At 65.7% G+C, this 15,369-nt stretch carries 11 protein-coding genes; 10 read left to right on the forward strand and 1 reads right to left on the reverse strand.

Annotated elements, in window-relative coordinates:
• Nucleotides 1-10 precede the first annotated feature (10 nt).
• The 10 genes from SY91_RS11200 to SY91_RS11245 all read left to right on the forward strand — a co-directional run bounded on the left by SY91_RS11200 (nt 11) and on the right by SY91_RS11245 (nt 13,924).
• Nucleotides 11-1,042 carry a LacI family DNA-binding transcriptional regulator gene (locus SY91_RS11200; RefSeq protein ID WP_006476068.1) on the forward strand — a complete coding sequence of 344 codons (1,032 nt, stop codon included), beginning with the start codon at nt 11-13 and terminating at the stop codon, nt 1,040-1,042.
• Nucleotides 1,039-1,974: a ribokinase gene (rbsK, locus tag SY91_RS11205; protein WP_185920904.1), complete on the forward strand. Its 936-nt coding sequence runs from the start codon at nt 1,039-1,041 to the stop codon at nt 1,972-1,974. Before SY91_RS11200 ends, rbsK begins: the two co-directional genes overlap by 4 nt.
• A gap of 298 nt (nt 1,975-2,272) precedes the next feature.
• Nucleotides 2,273-4,036, forward strand: a complete 1,764-nt coding sequence (locus tag SY91_RS11210; protein WP_185920905.1) for a methyl-accepting chemotaxis protein — start codon at nt 2,273-2,275, stop codon at nt 4,034-4,036.
• A 542-nt stretch (nt 4,037-4,578) separates the two neighbouring features.
• Entirely contained in the window at nt 4,579-6,501 is a 1,923-nt protein-coding gene (locus tag SY91_RS11215) for a PrkA family serine protein kinase (protein ID WP_006476065.1), read from the forward strand.
• A gap of 125 nt (nt 6,502-6,626) precedes the next feature.
• The gene (locus tag SY91_RS11220; protein ID WP_006476064.1) at nt 6,627-7,895 is read left to right on the forward strand and encodes a YeaH/YhbH family protein; all 1,269 of its coding nucleotides are present in this window, start codon (nt 6,627-6,629) and stop codon (nt 7,893-7,895) included.
• Nucleotides 7,892-9,568 (forward strand): SpoVR family protein, encoded by a 1,677-nt coding sequence (locus SY91_RS11225; protein ID WP_185920906.1) that lies wholly within the window; start codon nt 7,892-7,894, stop codon nt 9,566-9,568. The genes SY91_RS11220 and SY91_RS11225 overlap by 4 nt, the downstream gene beginning before the upstream one ends.
• Before the next feature lie 234 nt (nt 9,569-9,802).
• Complete coding sequence (locus SY91_RS11230) at nt 9,803-11,107, forward strand: MFS family transporter (protein ID WP_006476063.1); 1,305 nt, start codon at nt 9,803-9,805, stop codon at nt 11,105-11,107.
• Nucleotides 11,108-11,563: 456 nt separating this feature from the next.
• Complete coding sequence (locus SY91_RS11235; protein ID WP_006476062.1) at nt 11,564-12,379, forward strand: ABC transporter substrate-binding protein; 816 nt, start codon at nt 11,564-11,566, stop codon at nt 12,377-12,379.
• Nucleotides 12,380-12,473: 94 nt separating this feature from the next.
• Complete coding sequence (locus SY91_RS11240; protein WP_185920907.1) at nt 12,474-13,196, forward strand: amino acid ABC transporter permease; 723 nt, start codon at nt 12,474-12,476, stop codon at nt 13,194-13,196.
• Nucleotides 13,197-13,198: 2 nt separating this feature from the next.
• Nucleotides 13,199-13,924, forward strand: coding sequence for an amino acid ABC transporter permease (locus SY91_RS11245; protein ID WP_034174142.1), 726 nt, complete (start codon nt 13,199-13,201; stop codon nt 13,922-13,924).
• A 162-nt stretch (nt 13,925-14,086) separates the two neighbouring features.
• Here the strand turns inward: SY91_RS11245 and SY91_RS11250 are convergent, their stop codons facing one another.
• The gene (locus tag SY91_RS11250; protein WP_034174141.1) at nt 14,087-15,352 is read right to left on the reverse strand and encodes a M23 family metallopeptidase; all 1,266 of its coding nucleotides are present in this window, start codon (nt 15,350-15,352) and stop codon (nt 14,087-14,089) included.
• Between the last annotated feature and the right edge of the window lie 17 nt (nt 15,353-15,369).

Consider the following 15,369-nt stretch of genomic DNA (forward strand, 5'->3'; position numbering starts at 1 on the left):
GAAACGGGAAATGGCGACGATCAAGGATGTGGCGGCCATGGCGGGCGTGTCGTTTACGACCGTCTCGCACGTGGTGAACAATTCGCGGCCGGTGTCCGCGGATGTGCGTGCGAAGGTCGAGGGCGCGATCCGCGAGCTGAATTACGTGCCGTCGGCCGTGGCGCGCTCGCTGAAGGCGCGCGCGACGGCGACGATCGGCCTCGTCGTGCCGAACAGCACGAATCCGTACTTCGCCGAGCTTGCGCGCGGCATCGAGGATCAGTGCGCGGCCAACGGCTATTGCGTGTTCTTCTGCAATTCGGACGACGATCCCGTGAAGCAGCGCAACTACCTGCGCGTGTTGCAGGAAAAGCGCATCGACGGGCTGATCGTCGCGTCGGCGGGCGAGGACGCGGTGCTCGCGCAGACGCTCGCGGATATCCATGCGCCGCTCGTCGTGGTCGACCGCAACATCGAGGGGCTCGCGGCCGATCTCGTGCAGATCGACCACGAGCGCGGCGCGTATCTCGCGACGCGCCACCTGCTCGAACTCGGGCACGCGAAGATCGGCTGCATCACGGGGCCGACCGACACCGCCGTCAGCGCGATGCGCGTGCACGGCTTCATCCGCGCGATGGCCGAACGCGGCGTCGACATCGTGCCGGGCGCGATCGCCGAAAGCGATTTCTCGTGCCTGGGCGGTTATCACGCGGCGTCGCGGCTGTTCGAATCGGTGCGGCCGAGCGCGATTTTCGCGGGCAACGACCTGATGGGCGTCGGCGCGCTGCGCGCGGCGGCCGAGCGCGGGATGCGCGTACCCGACGACTGCTCGATCATCGGCTTCGACGACATCGAATTTTCCCGCTACACGTATCCGGCGCTGTCGACGGTCGGCCAGTCGGTGCGCGCGCTCGGCGAAATGGCCGCGCAGACGCTGATCGAACGGATCGGCGGCGGTTCGAGCGCCGTGCCGAGCCGCCGTCGCGTCGTGTCGCCGCGCCTCGTGCTGCGCGAATCGACGGCCATCTACCGTGAGCCGGCCGCGCCGGCCGCTCGCGCATGACGGCGACCGTAACGGGCGCCGGCCGCGTGACGGTGGTCGGGAGCCTCAACATGGATCTCGTCGTGCGGGCGCCGCGGCTGCCGCTGCCGGGCGAAACGCTCGCCGGGCACGCCTTCGCGCAGGCCGCGGGCGGCAAGGGCGGCAACCAGGCCGTCGCCGCCGCCCGGCTCGGCGCGCAGGTCGCGATGATCGGCTGCGTCGGCGCGGATGCGCACGGCGCGGCACTGCGCGCGGGCCTCGAGGCCGAGGGCATCGACTGCGCGGGGCTCGCGACGAGCGCGTCGGCGTCGACCGGCGTCGCGCTGATCGTCGTCGACGATGGGAGCCAGAACGCGATCGTGATCGTCGCGGGCGGCAACGGCGAGGTCACGACCGACACGATCGCGCGGCACGAGGCCGCGCTGGCGGCGGCCGACGTGCTGATCTGCCAGCTCGAGACGCCGCCGGACACGGTGTTCGCGGCACTGTCGGCCGGACGCCGGCTGGGTCGCACGGTGGTGCTCAATCCGGCTCCGGCCGTCGCACCGCTGCCGGACGGCTGGCTGCCGCTCGTCGATTACCTGATCCCGAACGAGGTCGAGGCGGCCGCGCTGACGGGGCTGCGCGTGCGCGATCCGGCAGAAGCCGAAGCCGCCGCGCGGGCGCTCCAGGCCCGCGGCGCGCGCAACGTGCTGGTGACGCTCGGCGCACGCGGCGTGCTCGCGTTGACGGCCGACGGCACCGCGCGGCACTATCCGGCGCCGGCCGTGCAGGCGGTCGACACGACGGCTGCCGGCGACACCTTCATCGGCGGCTTTTCCGCACGGCTCGCGGCCGGCGCGGACGTCGACACGGCCATCCGCTTCGCGCAACGCGCGGCGGCGCTGTCGGTCACGCGCGCGGGCGCTCAGCCGTCGATTCCGACGCGCTCCGAACTGGCCGATCAGGCCTGACCCCAGGATCGCGGTTCCGTCTCGTGGCCGGTTCGTCGCACGAAACGGCCGGCCGCACCTCGCCGGCCGCACCTGCCTGAACCTGCCGGTGCCTCGCCGGTCTTTTTTCTTCCGTTGTCGAACTGGCCCGAATTTACGCCATTTTGTTCAGTGATTTGTAATGTTCAGACTAATAATTCGAAAAAATGGTCTGAAATCCGTCAAGTTGTGCGTTGCGCGGTCGTAAATAAATCAAGCGAAGCAATGCTTCGAGCCAACGGGCCCGGCCCGTTCATGACGACGCAACACAGGATGGATGATGGTGTTCAGGAACCTGACGATTCGTGCGCGCATCGGTTTGACGATGGCGTTTCTGGCGGTACTGCTGGGTGTCACCGGCGTGCTCGGTCTGTACGGGATGACGCGTGCGAACGATTCGACGCGCGAGATTTTCACGAACCAGATGCCGAGCGCGGTCAACGTGGCGATGGCGGAAATGTTCGCCGCGCGCGAGCGCCTCGCACTCGACCGTGCGGCGCTGCTGGCCGGCACGCCGGACTCGGCGGCGGCCATCGAGCGCAGCCGCGCGATGCGGGCACAATCGGACGCCTGGTGGCAGAAATACCTTGCGCTGCCGCGCGACGCCGACGAGGACCGGCTCGCACAGGACGTCGCCGCCCGGCGCAAGGTGCTGCAGGACAGTTGCGATGCGTTCGCGAGTGCGGTCGGGGCGGGCGATCACGACCGGATCGGCGGCGGCGCGAAGCAGCTTCAGGCGCGCTATACCGAACTCGCCACGGCCGGTGAAGCGCTGCGCAGCTTCCAGTTCACCAATGCGCAGGCGCGCTTCGATCAGGCGGAATCGGTATTCGAGACGATGCGCGTGCTGTCGATCGTGGTGCTGCTGGCCGGGATCGGCGCAGCGGTGCTGTCGTGGCTGACGCTGAGCCGCGCGATCGGCCGCCCGATCGCCGACGCGCTGTCGCATTTCGACGCGATTGCCGCAGGCGACTTGCGCCGGCCGATCGTCGTCGACCGGCGCGACGAGATGGGCCAGATGCTGGAAGGCCTCGCGAGGATGCAGCGCGGGCTCGTCGACACGGTGCGCACCGTGCGCGGCGGCAGCGAGTCGATCGCGACCGCGGCCCGCCAGATCGCGGCCGGCAACACCGACCTGTCGTCGCGCACCGAGGAACAGGCTGCCGCGCTGCAGGAAACCGCGTCGAGCATGGAGCAACTGACGGGCACGGTGAAGCAGAATGCCGACAATGCGCGCCAGGCAAGCTCGCTGGCCGCGAATGCGTCCGACATTGCAAACAAGGGCAATACGGTGGTCGGCCATGTGGTCGGCACGATGGGCGAAATCAACGACAGCTCGGCCAAAATCGCCGACATCATCGCGATCATCGAGGGAATCGCGTTCCAGACCAACATTCTTGCGCTGAATGCGGCCGTCGAAGCCGCGCGGGCGGGCGAGGAAGGCCGCGGCTTCGCGGTGGTCGCCGGCGAAGTGCGCAGCCTCGCGCAGCGTTCGTCGAGCGCGGCGAAGGAAATCAAGGCGCTGATCGACGCGTCGGTGGAGCGTATCCGGACGGGCTCGACGCTGGTCGACGAAGCCGGGCGCACGATGAGCGACGTGATCGGCGCGGTCCAGCGCGTGACGGACATCATGGGCGAGATCGCGGCGGCGTCCGAGGAGCAGAGCAGCGGGATCGACCAGGTGGCGCGCGCGGTCGCGCAGATGGACGAGGTCACGCAGCAGAATGCCGCGCTCGTCGAGGAAGCCGCGGCCGCCGCGCAGTCGCTCGAGGAACAGGCGGCCCGCCTGCGCGAAACGGCGGCGGTATTCCAGCTCGACGACGAAGCAGCACGCGCGGGCACCGTCGTTGCGGTGGCGCGTCATGCGCCGCGTGCGCCTTCCGCGCCGGCTGCGGCGCCCGCAGCACCGGCTGCCGCGCGCGTCGAACGCGACGCCGCGCCGAAACGCGCACCAGTTGCGACGCCGGCGCGCAAGCCCGCCGCCGTATCGGCCGCCCCCGCGCCGGTAGCCGCGACCGCCGGCGACGACTGGGAGACGTTCTGATCCGCAGGCACTGCGTATCTATCCCCATTTGGTGACGAACGACGCCCGCGATTAGCGGGCGTCGTCGTTTCAGCGATGGACGAAATGTGACAGCGCGGACGATCGATCGTGCGTCGTCACCTGCGCCGCGCACCGACGCATACGCGGCGACGCTGCGTGCACGTCACGTTCCCGCGTTCGTCGTACGGGTATGTCCGTAAGGGACTGCGAAAAAAATTTGTAACGGTGCACGCGGCGTGTCATCGCACGCGACCGCTCGAACGTATAGGGATGAGGGGAGGAAGTGGCGACGTCGGAGGTGTCCAACGCACGAGACGTTTCGATGTTCGACGAGACGCGGCGGATGCAGTTTCTGCGGCTCGGGAGGTCGATTGTAAAACGACGAAATGCGTTGTCCAAGCGGTGTTGTCGAGAATGACGAACTTCATACGAAGAGTTCGTGAAAAAAAATAAGAAAGGGTTTAGGATGAATTCGAACGCGCTTGCTTCTGCGCAGTCATACGAAGGCAGGCACGTCTTCAGACTCAGGCGAGGGAGGTAGCATGGATATTTACAGCAGCTTCGCGAACCGCTTCGAAAAAACGCGAGAGGAAGAGCTCTCGCTGGAGGAGTATCTCGCGCTCTGCAAGAACGATCCATCCGCGTACGCGACGGCGGGTGAACGCATGCTGGAAGCAATCGGGGAACCTGAACAGATCGATACCCGCAACGACCCGCGCCTGTCGCGGATCTTCGCGAACAAGGTCATCAAGGTATATCCGGCATTCCGTGAGTTCTACGGAATGGAGGAGGTGATCGAGCAGGTGGTCGCATATTTCCGCCACGCTGCGCAAGGTCTTGAAGAGAAGAAGCAGATCCTCTATCTGCTGGGCCCGGTGGGCGGCGGCAAGTCGTCGATCGCCGAGCGCCTGAAGCAACTGATGGAGCGCGTGCCGTTCTATTCGCTGAAGGGCTCGCCCGTCAACGAATCGCCGCTCGGGCTGTTCGACTACGACGAGGATGGTCCGATCCTCGAGGAACAGTACGGCATTCCGCGCCGCTACCTGAAGAGCATCCTGAGTCCGTGGGCCGTCAAGCGCCTGCACGAATACAACGGCGACATCCGCCAGTTCCGCGTGGTGCGCCGCTTTCCGTCGATCCTGCGGCAGGTCGGCATCGCGAAGACGGAGCCGGGCGACGAGAACAATCAGGACATCTCGTCGCTGGTCGGCAAGGTCGATATCCGCAAGCTCGAACAGTATGCGCAGGACGATGCCGACGCATACAGCTACTCGGGCGGCCTGTGCCTGGCGAACCAGGGCCTGCTCGAATTCGTCGAAATGTTCAAGGCGCCGATCAAGGTGCTGCACCCGCTGCTGACCGCCACGCAGGAAGGCAACTTCAAGGGCACCGAAGGTTTCGGCGCGATTCCGTTCGACGGCGTGATTCTCGCGCACTCGAACGAGTCGGAGTGGAAGGCGTTCCGCAACAACCGCAACAACGAGGCACTGCTCGACCGGATCTTCGTCGTGAAGGTGCCGTACTGCCTGCGCGTATCGGAAGAGATCAAGATCTACGAGAAACTGATCCGCAATTCGTCGCTCGCCGAGGCCGTGTGCGCGCCGGGCACGCTGAAGATGATGTCGCAGTTCTCGGTGCTGTCGCGTCTGCACGAGCCGGAGAATTCGAGCCTGTTCTCGAAGATGCAGGTGTACGACGGCGAAAACCTGAAGGACACCGATCCGAAGGCGAAGTCGTACCAGGAGTATCGCGACTACGCGGGCGTGGACGAAGGGATGACCGGCGTGTCGACCCGCTTCGCGTTCAAGATCCTGTCGCGCGTGTTCAACTTCGATACGAGCGAGGTCGCGGCGAACCCTGTGCACCTGATGTACGTGCTCGAACAGCAGATCGAACGCGAGCAGTTCCCGCCGGAAACCGAGCAGAAGTACCTGTCGTTCGTGAAGGACGTGCTCGCGTCGCGGTACGCGGAGTTCATCGGCAAGGAGATCCAGACCGCGTATCTCGAGTCGTATTCGGAATACGGGCAGAACATCTTCGATCGCTACGTCACGTATGCGGACTTCTGGATCCAGGATCAGGAATTCCGCGATCACGATACCGGCGAGAGCTTCGATCGCGCCGCGCTGAACGCGGAGCTGGAGAAGATCGAGAAGCCGGCCGGAATCAGCAATCCGAAGGATTTCCGCAACGAGATCGTGAACTTCGTGTTGCGCGCACGGGCGGCGAACGCCGGCAAGAACCCCGTGTGGACGAGCTACGAGAAATTGCGGGTCGTGATCGAGAAGAAGATGTTCTCGAATACCGAGGAACTGTTGCCGGTCATTTCGTTCAACGCGAAGGGTTCGGCGGAGGAGCAGCGCAAGCATGAGGACTTTGTGAACCGGATGGTCGCGAAGGGCTATACGCCGAAGCAGGTGAGGCTCCTTTGCGACTGGTACCTGCGCGTGCGCAAGTCGTCATGACACGCGCGGTATCGCGCCCGTACGGCGAGTCCGTACGGGTGCTTTCAGAGGCGCCGCCCGCATGACGGCAGACGGCATGCGCGGCGAGTGCCCCGGCAGATCGACTTTCGAGCGGGAGACCGGGAGTGCTTCATCAAATCATCGACCGCAGGCTGGCCGGCAAGAACAAGAGCATCGCCAATCGCGAACGCTTTCTGCGTCGCGTCAAGAACTACATTCGTCGTGCCGTGTCCGACGCGGTGCGCGACCGTAGCATCAAGGATATCCAGAGCACGCAGAGCATCACGATCCCGCGCAAGGACATCGCGGAGCCGAATTTCCGGCACGCGCCGGGCGGGCGTCGTGAGTACGTGCACCCCGGCAACGAGGACTACGTGCGCGGCGACAAGATCCCGCGCCCGCAGGGCGGCTCGGGCGGCGGCGGCAGTCAGGCGAGCAACGAGGGCGAAGGGCAGGACGACTTCGTGTTCGAGCTGTCGCGCGACGAGTTCATGCAGTATTTTTTCGACGATCTCGAACTGCCGCGCCTCGTGAAGACGCACCTGCTGACGGTGCCGAGCTGGAAGAACGTGCGCGCGGGCTGGTCGGCGGAAGGCACGCCGAACAACATCGACGTCGTACGTTCGCTGCGCAGCGCGCTCGGCCGGCGCATCGCGCTCGGCTCGCCGCTCGTCAACGAGCTGCGCGAGCTCGAGGCCCAGCTCGAAGCGCTGAAGAGCGACCCCGAGGACCGCCGCGCGGAAATCGCGACGCTCGAGGCCGAGATTCATCACCTGAAAGGGCGTATCTGGCGGATTCCGTTCATCGATCCGTTCGACCTGCGCTACATCAACCGCGTGAAGCAGCCGCAACCGTCGAGCCAGGCCGTGATGTTCTGCCTGATGGACGTGTCGGGCTCGATGGACGAGCAGCGCAAGGACCTCGCGAAGCGCTTCTTCATCCTGCTTTACCTGTTCCTCAAGCGCAACTACGAGCGCATCGAAGTGGTGTTCATTCGCCACCACACGCGGGCCGAGGAAGTCGACGAGGACACCTTCTTCCATTCGACCGAAAGCGGCGGCACGGTGGTGTCGAGCGCGCTCGAACTGATGCGCAAGGTGATGGACGAGCGCTACTCGCCGACCGAGTGGAACATCTACGGCGCGCAGGCGTCCGACGGCGACAACTGGACTGACGATTCGCCCAAGTGTCGCAAAATCCTGGAAGAGGATATCCTCACCAAGACGCGTTACTTCGCGTATATCCAGGTCGCGCCGGAAGAGCAGAATCTGTGGCTGGAATACGCGCAACTGGCCTTGTCGCAACCGCATCTCGCGATGAAAAAAGTGGAATCGGCTGCGGACATTTACCCGGTGTTTCGCGAATTGTTCGAAAAGCAGGTGGAAATGTCATGACGACCCGCCATCTGCACAACGAGTCGCGCGGCTACGCGCCGCGCCCTTCCGGCGACGACACGGCCGGCCCTGCCGCACCGCAGCAACGCGGGCAGGCCGAACCGCCGCCGGCCGCCGACTTGCCCGGTTCCGGGCAAAAGGAAGCGCGTATGAACGTTGCCGAACGCAAGCCGTTGCCGTGCCCGTCCGACTGGACGTTCGAATTGCTCGAGGAATACGACACGCACATCTCGCAGGTCGCCGAACAATACGAGCTCGACATCTACCCGATCCAGCTCGAACTGATCAGCGCCGAGCAGATGATGGATGCGTATGCGTCGGTCGGGATGCCCGTCAACTACCGTCACTGGTCGTTCGGCAAGCACTTTCTCGCGACCGAGAAGAGCTATCGTCGCGGCCAGATGGGCCTGGCCTACGAAATCGTCATCAATTCGAATCCGTGCATCGCGTATCTGATGGAAGAGAACACGATGACGATGCAGGCGCTCGTCATCGCACACGCGGCGTACGGGCACAACTCGTTCTTCAAGGGCAACTACCTGTTCCGGCTGTGGACCGACGCGCACGCGATCATTGACTACCTCGTGTACGCGAAGAACTACGTCGCGGAATGCGAGGAGCGCTACGGCCTCGATCGCGTCGAGGAACTGCTCGACTCGTGCCATGCGTTGATGAACTACGGCGTCGACCGCTACAAGCGGCCGCAGAAACCGTCGCTGTCGAAGGAAGCGGCGCTGCGGCGCGAGCGTGAGGCGTACCTGCAATCGCAGGTGAACGAACTGTGGCGCACGCTGCCGGGCAAGAAGCCCGAGTTGACGGAGGAGCAGGACGACCGCTATCCGTCCGAGCCGCAGGAGAACCTGCTGTATTTCGCGGAGAAGAATGCGCCGCTGCTCGAACCGTGGGAGCGGGAAGTGATCCGCATCGTGCGCAAGATCGGCCAGTATTTCTATCCGCAGCGGCAGACGCAGGTGATGAACGAAGGCTGGGCGACGTTCTGGCACTACACGCTGCTCAATACGCTGTACAACCAGGGGAAGCTGGAAGACGGCTTCATGATGGAGTTCCTGCACTCGCACAGCAACGTGGTCTACCAGCCGCCCGTCACGAAGCCGTATTACAGCGGGATCAACCCGTATGCGCTCGGTTTCTCGATGATGAGCGACATCCGAAGGATCTGCGAAGCGCCGACGGAGGAGGACTACAAGTGGTTTCCGGAGATCGCGGGCACGCCGTGGCTGCCGGCGATGCACTACGCGATGCGCAACTTCAAGGACGAGAGCTTCATCGCGCAGTACCTGTCGCCGAACCTGATTCGCGAGATGCGGCTCTTCTCGGTGCTCGACGACGACATGCGCGATTCGCTCGAGGTATCGGCGATCCACGACGATTCCGGCTACCAGTACGTGCGGCAGGCGTTGTCGCGGCAGTACGACATCCATCACCGCGAGCCGAACATCCAGGTGTGGGCCGTCAACACGCGCGGCGACCGCAGTCTCACGCTGCGCCACTTCATGACCGACAACCGCCACCTGTCGAACGACAGCGAGGAAGTGCTCAAGCACATGGCGCGGCTCTGGCAGTTCGACGTGTACCTGGAAAGCGTCGACGAGGCCGGCACCGTGCGCAAGCGCTACGAGTGCCGCTACGTGCCGCCCGAAGTGCGCTTGTGATCGCCGCACGCCGGAAATGTTTGCATCGGACGCCAGCCTGCGGGCTGGCGTTTTCATATGACGAACGCGCGCCGGGAGAAAAATTTTCTACATCGGGACGAACCCGGAGCGCTTGTTACTTTACATTTCGCTAAAATCCCGTAGCGCCGTGCGCCGGAACCGGTGCCACGTGCGACCGCACGCGGCGGCCCCGGCCGTCTCGCCCAGAAAGCACTAAAAGGAACAGACCAACCCATGGACGTCCAGACCGACCAAGCTGCGCTGTCCGCGCATGACACCCGGCGGCGCGTGTTCGCCATCGTCGGCGCCTCATCGGGCAACCTCGTCGAGTGGTTCGACTTCTACATCTACTCGTTCTGCGCGCTGTACTTCGCGCCGGCATTCTTCCCGAGCGGCAACACGACGACGCAGCTGCTGAACACGGCCGGCGTGTTCGCGGCCGGCTTCCTGATGCGTCCGATCGGCGGCTGGCTGTTCGGACGCATTGCCGACCGTCACGGCCGTCGCGCGGCGATGATGATCTCGGTGCTGATGATGTGCGGCGGGTCGCTCGTGATCGCGGTGCTGCCGACCTATGCGCAGATCGGTGCGCTCGCGCCGGCGCTGCTGCTGGTCGCGCGCCTGTTCCAGGGCCTGTCGGTGGGCGGCGAATACGGGACGAGCGCGACCTACATGAGTGAAGTGGCGCTGAAGGGCCGTCGCGGCTTCTTCGCGTCGTTCCAGTACGTGACGCTGATCGGCGGCCAGCTGTGCGCGCTGCTGGTGCTCGTGATCCTGCAGCAGACGCTGTCGGCCGGCGAACTGAAAGCGTGGGGCTGGCGCATTCCGTTCGTGGTCGGCGCGGCGGCCGCGCTGATTTCGCTGTACCTGCGCAAATCGCTCGACGAGACGTCGACGAGCGCATCGCGCGACAAGAAGGACGCCGGCACGATCCGCGGCGTGTGGCAGCACAAGGGCGCGTTCTTCACGGTGGTCGGCTTCACGGCCGGCGGCTCGCTGATCTTCTACACGTTCACGACGTACATGCAGAAGTACCTCGTGAACACCGCCGGCATGCACGCGAAGACGGCCAGCAACGTGATGACCGTCGCGCTGCTCGTCTACATGCTGATGCAGCCGGTGTTCGGCGCGCTGTCGGACAAGATCGGCCGCCGCACGTCGATGATCCTGTTCGGTTCGTTCGCGGTGATCGGCACGGTGCCGCTGATGCATGCGCTGAAGGGCGTGACGAGCCCGGTGGCCGCGTTCGTGCTGATCACGGTTGCGCTGGCGATCGTCAGCTTCTACACGTCGATCAGCGGCCTGATCAAGGCCGAGATGTTCCCGCCGGAAGTGCGCGCGATGGGCGTGGGCCTGTCGTATGCGGTCGCGAACGCGATCTTCGGCGGCTCGGCCGAGTACGTCGCGCTGTGGTTCAAGTCGATCGGCAGCGAGGAAACCTTCTACTGGTACGTGACCGTGCTGTGCGCGATCTCGTTGATCGTGTCGTGGCGGATGCGCGATCCGAGCAAGGAAGGGTACCTGCGCCACGAGCCGTGATCGGCCGCGCGTGGCGCGTACTCGCATCATGACGAACGTCCCGCCGGTTGGCGGGACGTTTTTTTGCGGCGTGCGATGACGTGCGCGGCGGCATCCATTGTTCGACCCGCGAAGTGCCGGCATGAGCGCGCCGCGTCATATCGATATGGAAATCGATTCGTTGTCCGTGGCGGGCGATTTCCTTAATCTGACTGCGTAGTTCGTGTGACACCTCCTTGACTGGGATTCGCGCCCGCTGCTTGCAGCGGGCGTCTTTTTTTGCGCGGCGACAATGCGTGCCCGCAGCCCGCCTGCCTCATCACGAAACCCGCAGAGCAAAGCACCATTTGTTGGTTCGGATTCGCCGCACGCGCTGATACGTTAGCGGCTTCGCGGCGACACACTCCGTCGCGATGTTCTTCGAACCGTGCCGCCGCGCGATCCGCGGCGACCTCCATAACAAATCAGGTCGTGCTCATGAAAATCAACACGCTCGCTACGTGGCTCGTCGGGGTCGCGCTCGTTACCGCAGGCACCGTCGCCCATGCGGACCGTCTCGACGACATCAAGAAGGCCGGGGTGCTGCGCGTCGCGACGTTCGACAGCAATCCGCCGTTCGGTTATGTCGACGCGAAAAGCAACCACATCGTCGGTCTCGACGTCGATTACGCGAAAGCGCTCGCCGACAAGCTCGGCGTGAAGCTGCAGCTGCAACCGACCAACCCCGCGAACCGTATCCCGTTCCTGACCTCCGGCAAGGTCGACCTCGTGCTCGCGAACTTCACGATCACCGACGAGCGCGCGAAACAGGTCGACTTCAGCATCCCGTATTTCTCGTCGGGCCAGCAATTTCTCGCGAAGAAGGGCGTGCTGAAATCGGCCGACCAGCTGAACGGCCTGCGCGTCGGTGCGGACAAGGGCACGACCAACGAGATCACGCTGCGCGAGAAATTCCCGAAGGCGACGATCGTCGCGTACGACGACACGCCGTTCGCGTTCGCCGCGCTGCGCGCCGGCAACGTGCAGGCCATCACGCAGGACGGCCCGAAGCTGATCGGCCTGCTCGCGAACGTGCCCGACAAGCAGAACTACGAGATCCCGGCGTTCACGATCTCGAACGACTACATGGGCGTCGGTGTGCCGAAGGGCGAGACGCGCCTGCTCGGCTTCGTCAACGACACGCTGAAGGGGCTCGAGGCGAACGGCCGCGCGACGCAGATCTACGACGCATGGTTCGGGCCGACGACGAAAACGCCGCTCACGCGCATTTTCCGGATCGGCGACAAGACCTGATCGCTGCCGCACGCGCGCCGCGTTTGGCCGGGACTTCGGCCGCGCGGCGCTTTTCGTTTTCATCCGACCGCGCGCGTCGTGCGCGCTCCTCAGCATGCTCGGGTTGGCTCCCAAATATCTGTCCTGGCTCTGGCAGGGCTTCCTGCTGACACTCGGCCTCGCGGCCGCGTCGGCCGTCGCCGCGACCGTCGGCGGGCTGCTGCTCGCCGTGATGCGGCATGCGCGCGGCAAGGCGCCGCGCGCGGCAGCCGCCGCGTACGTCGTCGCGTTCCGCAACACGCCGCTGCTCGTGCAGTTGCTGTTCTGGTATTTCGGTGTCGCGTCGTTGCTGCCCGAAACGTGGATCGCATGGCTCAATGCGCGCCATGCGGTGAGCGTGGGCCCGTTCACGCCCGCGTGGCCGTCGTTCGAATTCGTGGCGGGCTGGGTCGGCCTGAGCGCCTATACGGCTGCCTTCGTCGCCGAGGAATGCGAAGCCGGCCTGCGCGGCGTGCGGCGCGCGCAACACGATGCGGCGGCCGCGCTCGGCCTCACGCCGATGCAGTCGCTGCGCTACGTGGTACTGCCGCAGGCCGTGCGCATCGCGCTGCCGCCGCTGTTCGGCCAATACATGAATCTCGTGAAGAACTCGTCGCTCGCGATGGCGATCGGCGTCGCCGAGCTGTCGTATGCGTCGCGGCAGGTCGAGACGGAGACGTTCCAGACGTTCGCCGCGTTCGGCGTCGCGACCTTGCTGTACATCGCGGCGGTGGCCGCGATCGAGGCCGGTGCGTATGCGGCCACGCAATGGCGCGACCGGCTAGGAGCGGGGCGCTGACGATGGACCTTTCGCTGCTGCTTTCGAATCTGCCGTACCTGCTCGTCGGCGCGTTTCCGGACGGCCCGCTCGGCGGCGCCGCGCTGTCGCTGGTGCTGGCGCTTGCATCCGCGATCGCGTCGGCCGTGCTCGGCGTGGCGCTCGGCGTCGCGATGGCGCTGGCGCGCGGCCCGGCGCGCGTGCTGCTGCTCGCGTTCATCGGCTTCTTTCGCGCGATTCCGGTGCTGATGCTGATCTTCTGGACGTATTTCCTGATGCCCGTGCTGTTGCACATGAACGTGCCGGGGCTCGCGACGGTCGTGTGCGCGCTGGCGCTGATCGGCGGCGCGTATCTCGCGCATGCGGTGCATGCGGGGATCGTCGCGGCGGGCGACGGTCAATGGCAGGCCGGGCTGTCGCTCGGGCTCACGCGCTGGCAGACGGTGCGCTACGTGTTGCTGCCGCAGGCGATCCGGATCATGACGCCGTCGTTCGTCAACCAGTGGGTCGCGCTCGTGAAGGACACGTCGCTCGCGTATATCGTCGGCGTGCCGGAGCTGTCGTTCGTCGCGACGCAGGTGAACAACCGGCTGATGGTGTATCCGGCGCCGATCTTCCTGTTCGTCGCGCTGATCTATCTGGTGCTGTGCACGTCGCTCGATGGAGGGGCGCGGTGGTTGCTGTCGCGGGGGCCGCGCACGCAACGTGCGGCGCAGGCGACGGCCGAACGCACGGAACCCGCGCGGTAACGGTGGGCCGGCGAGCACGCGTGCGAGGCGTGCGCGCGCTTCGGTGATGAGGATGGATGATGTGCGACCATCCGCAGCGGGTCGCGTCGCCGTTATTCGAGCGGCGACGCGCGCGGTGGTGCCGATGAGGCTGAGATGCCCGGACGCTTCAGTCCGTCAGCGTCAGGACGCGCTGTAGTGCGTATCGAACACCGCACGCAGCGTCGACGGGCCGGTCGCGAAATCGCCCCACAGCGGGCCGTCGTTCTGCGCGAACGCGAACGGCGTGGTGCTGATCGACGCGAGGCGCAAGCGCCATTGCGCGGCTTCCTGGCGGAACGCGGTGAGCTGCATGTCCGACAGCGCCGTCTGCGCGCTGGCCAGCGTGACGAGCGGGTCGACCGGATCGTTCGCGACCCGCACCTCGAAATGCAGGTGCGGGCCGGTTGCCGCGCCCGTCATCCCGACCGAGCCGATACGTTGCCCCTGCTTCACCGTTTCGCCGGTCTTGAGCCCGCGAGCGAACGCGGACAGGTGCGCGTAGTAGGTCGAATAGCCATCCGCATGATCGACGATCACATAGCGGCCGTAGCCGCCCGGATCGGTGCCGACGAACGACACGACGCCGTCGGCCGCCGCATCGACCGGCGTGCCGCTCGGCGCGGCGAGATCGACGCCCGTATGAAACGCCATCGCCTGCGACAGCGGATGGATGCGCTCGCCGAAGAACGAACTGATGCGCGTCCACTTGACCGGCATCGTGAATGCGGCGGCTTCGAGCGGCGAGCCGTCGAGCGCGTAGTACGCACCGTGCTCGGCGCCCGGCGCGCGGAACCAGATCGCGCCGAACGTGCGGCCGGCGACGCGCAGCTCGAGCGCGGTGAGGCGCGGCGTGCCGTCGTTCGTGTCGAACGCGACGCGGTAATAGTCGCCGCGCTGCGCACTCGCGCGCATCGCGACCTTGCCGGTGACGAGATCGCCGAGCTGGATGCGCACTTCGGGCGGCACGTCGAGACGGTTCAGCGTATCGGACAGCGTGAGTTCGATGTCGCCCGCGCGCATGCCTTGCTGGTGGTCGGGCGCCGCGAACTGAAACAGGCTCGCGTAGCCGAGCATGTCGTTGCGATGCGCGCTGAGCGGCGCGAACAGGCCGGGCTGCAGGTTGCGATCGTTGCGATCGAGGTGTTCGTTGCGCTCGCCGATCGTGCGGGCGAGCTCGCTCGTCACGAAATGCTGCGCGGTGGGAAACGGTGTATCGGACAGCACGCGCTGCGGCAGCGCGGCCGTGCCCGAGTCGACGGCGCCCGGCAGTTGCGACACGGCCGGCAGCGCGGCGGCGAGGCCGAATGCGGCGAGGGCACCGAGCACGGCGGCCGGCACGAGCGTGCGCACGACGCGCTGCGCGCGACCGGGTGCGACGGCATCAGGGGTTGCGACGGACTTGACCAAGGTGTCCACATCCAGGA

The sequence above is a fragment of the Burkholderia cenocepacia genome (assembly GCF_014211915.1).
GTDB lineage: Bacteria > Pseudomonadota > Gammaproteobacteria > Burkholderiales > Burkholderiaceae > Burkholderia > Burkholderia orbicola.

Excerpts from the sequence above, each read along its gene's own strand:
- SY91_RS11240 (WP_185920907.1), top strand. The coding sequence starts at position 12,474 with ATGCTCGGGTTGGCTCCCAAATATCTGTCCTGGCTCTGGCAGGGCTTC.
- SY91_RS11245 (WP_034174142.1), top strand. The coding sequence starts at position 13,199 with ATGGACCTTTCGCTGCTGCTTTCGAATCTGCCGTACCTGCTCGTCGGC.
- SY91_RS11210 (WP_185920905.1), top strand. The coding sequence starts at position 2,273 with ATGGTGTTCAGGAACCTGACGATTCGTGCGCGCATCGGTTTGACGATG.
- SY91_RS11215 (WP_006476065.1), top strand. The coding sequence starts at position 4,579 with ATGGATATTTACAGCAGCTTCGCGAACCGCTTCGAAAAAACGCGAGAG.
- SY91_RS11200 (WP_006476068.1), top strand. The coding sequence starts at position 11 with ATGGCGACGATCAAGGATGTGGCGGCCATGGCGGGCGTGTCGTTTACG.
- SY91_RS11230 (WP_006476063.1), top strand. The coding sequence starts at position 9,803 with ATGGACGTCCAGACCGACCAAGCTGCGCTGTCCGCGCATGACACCCGG.
- SY91_RS11225 (WP_185920906.1), top strand. The coding sequence starts at position 7,892 with ATGACGACCCGCCATCTGCACAACGAGTCGCGCGGCTACGCGCCGCGC.
- SY91_RS11235 (WP_006476062.1), top strand. The coding sequence starts at position 11,564 with ATGAAAATCAACACGCTCGCTACGTGGCTCGTCGGGGTCGCGCTCGTT.
- rbsK (WP_185920904.1), top strand. The coding sequence starts at position 1,039 with ATGACGGCGACCGTAACGGGCGCCGGCCGCGTGACGGTGGTCGGGAGC.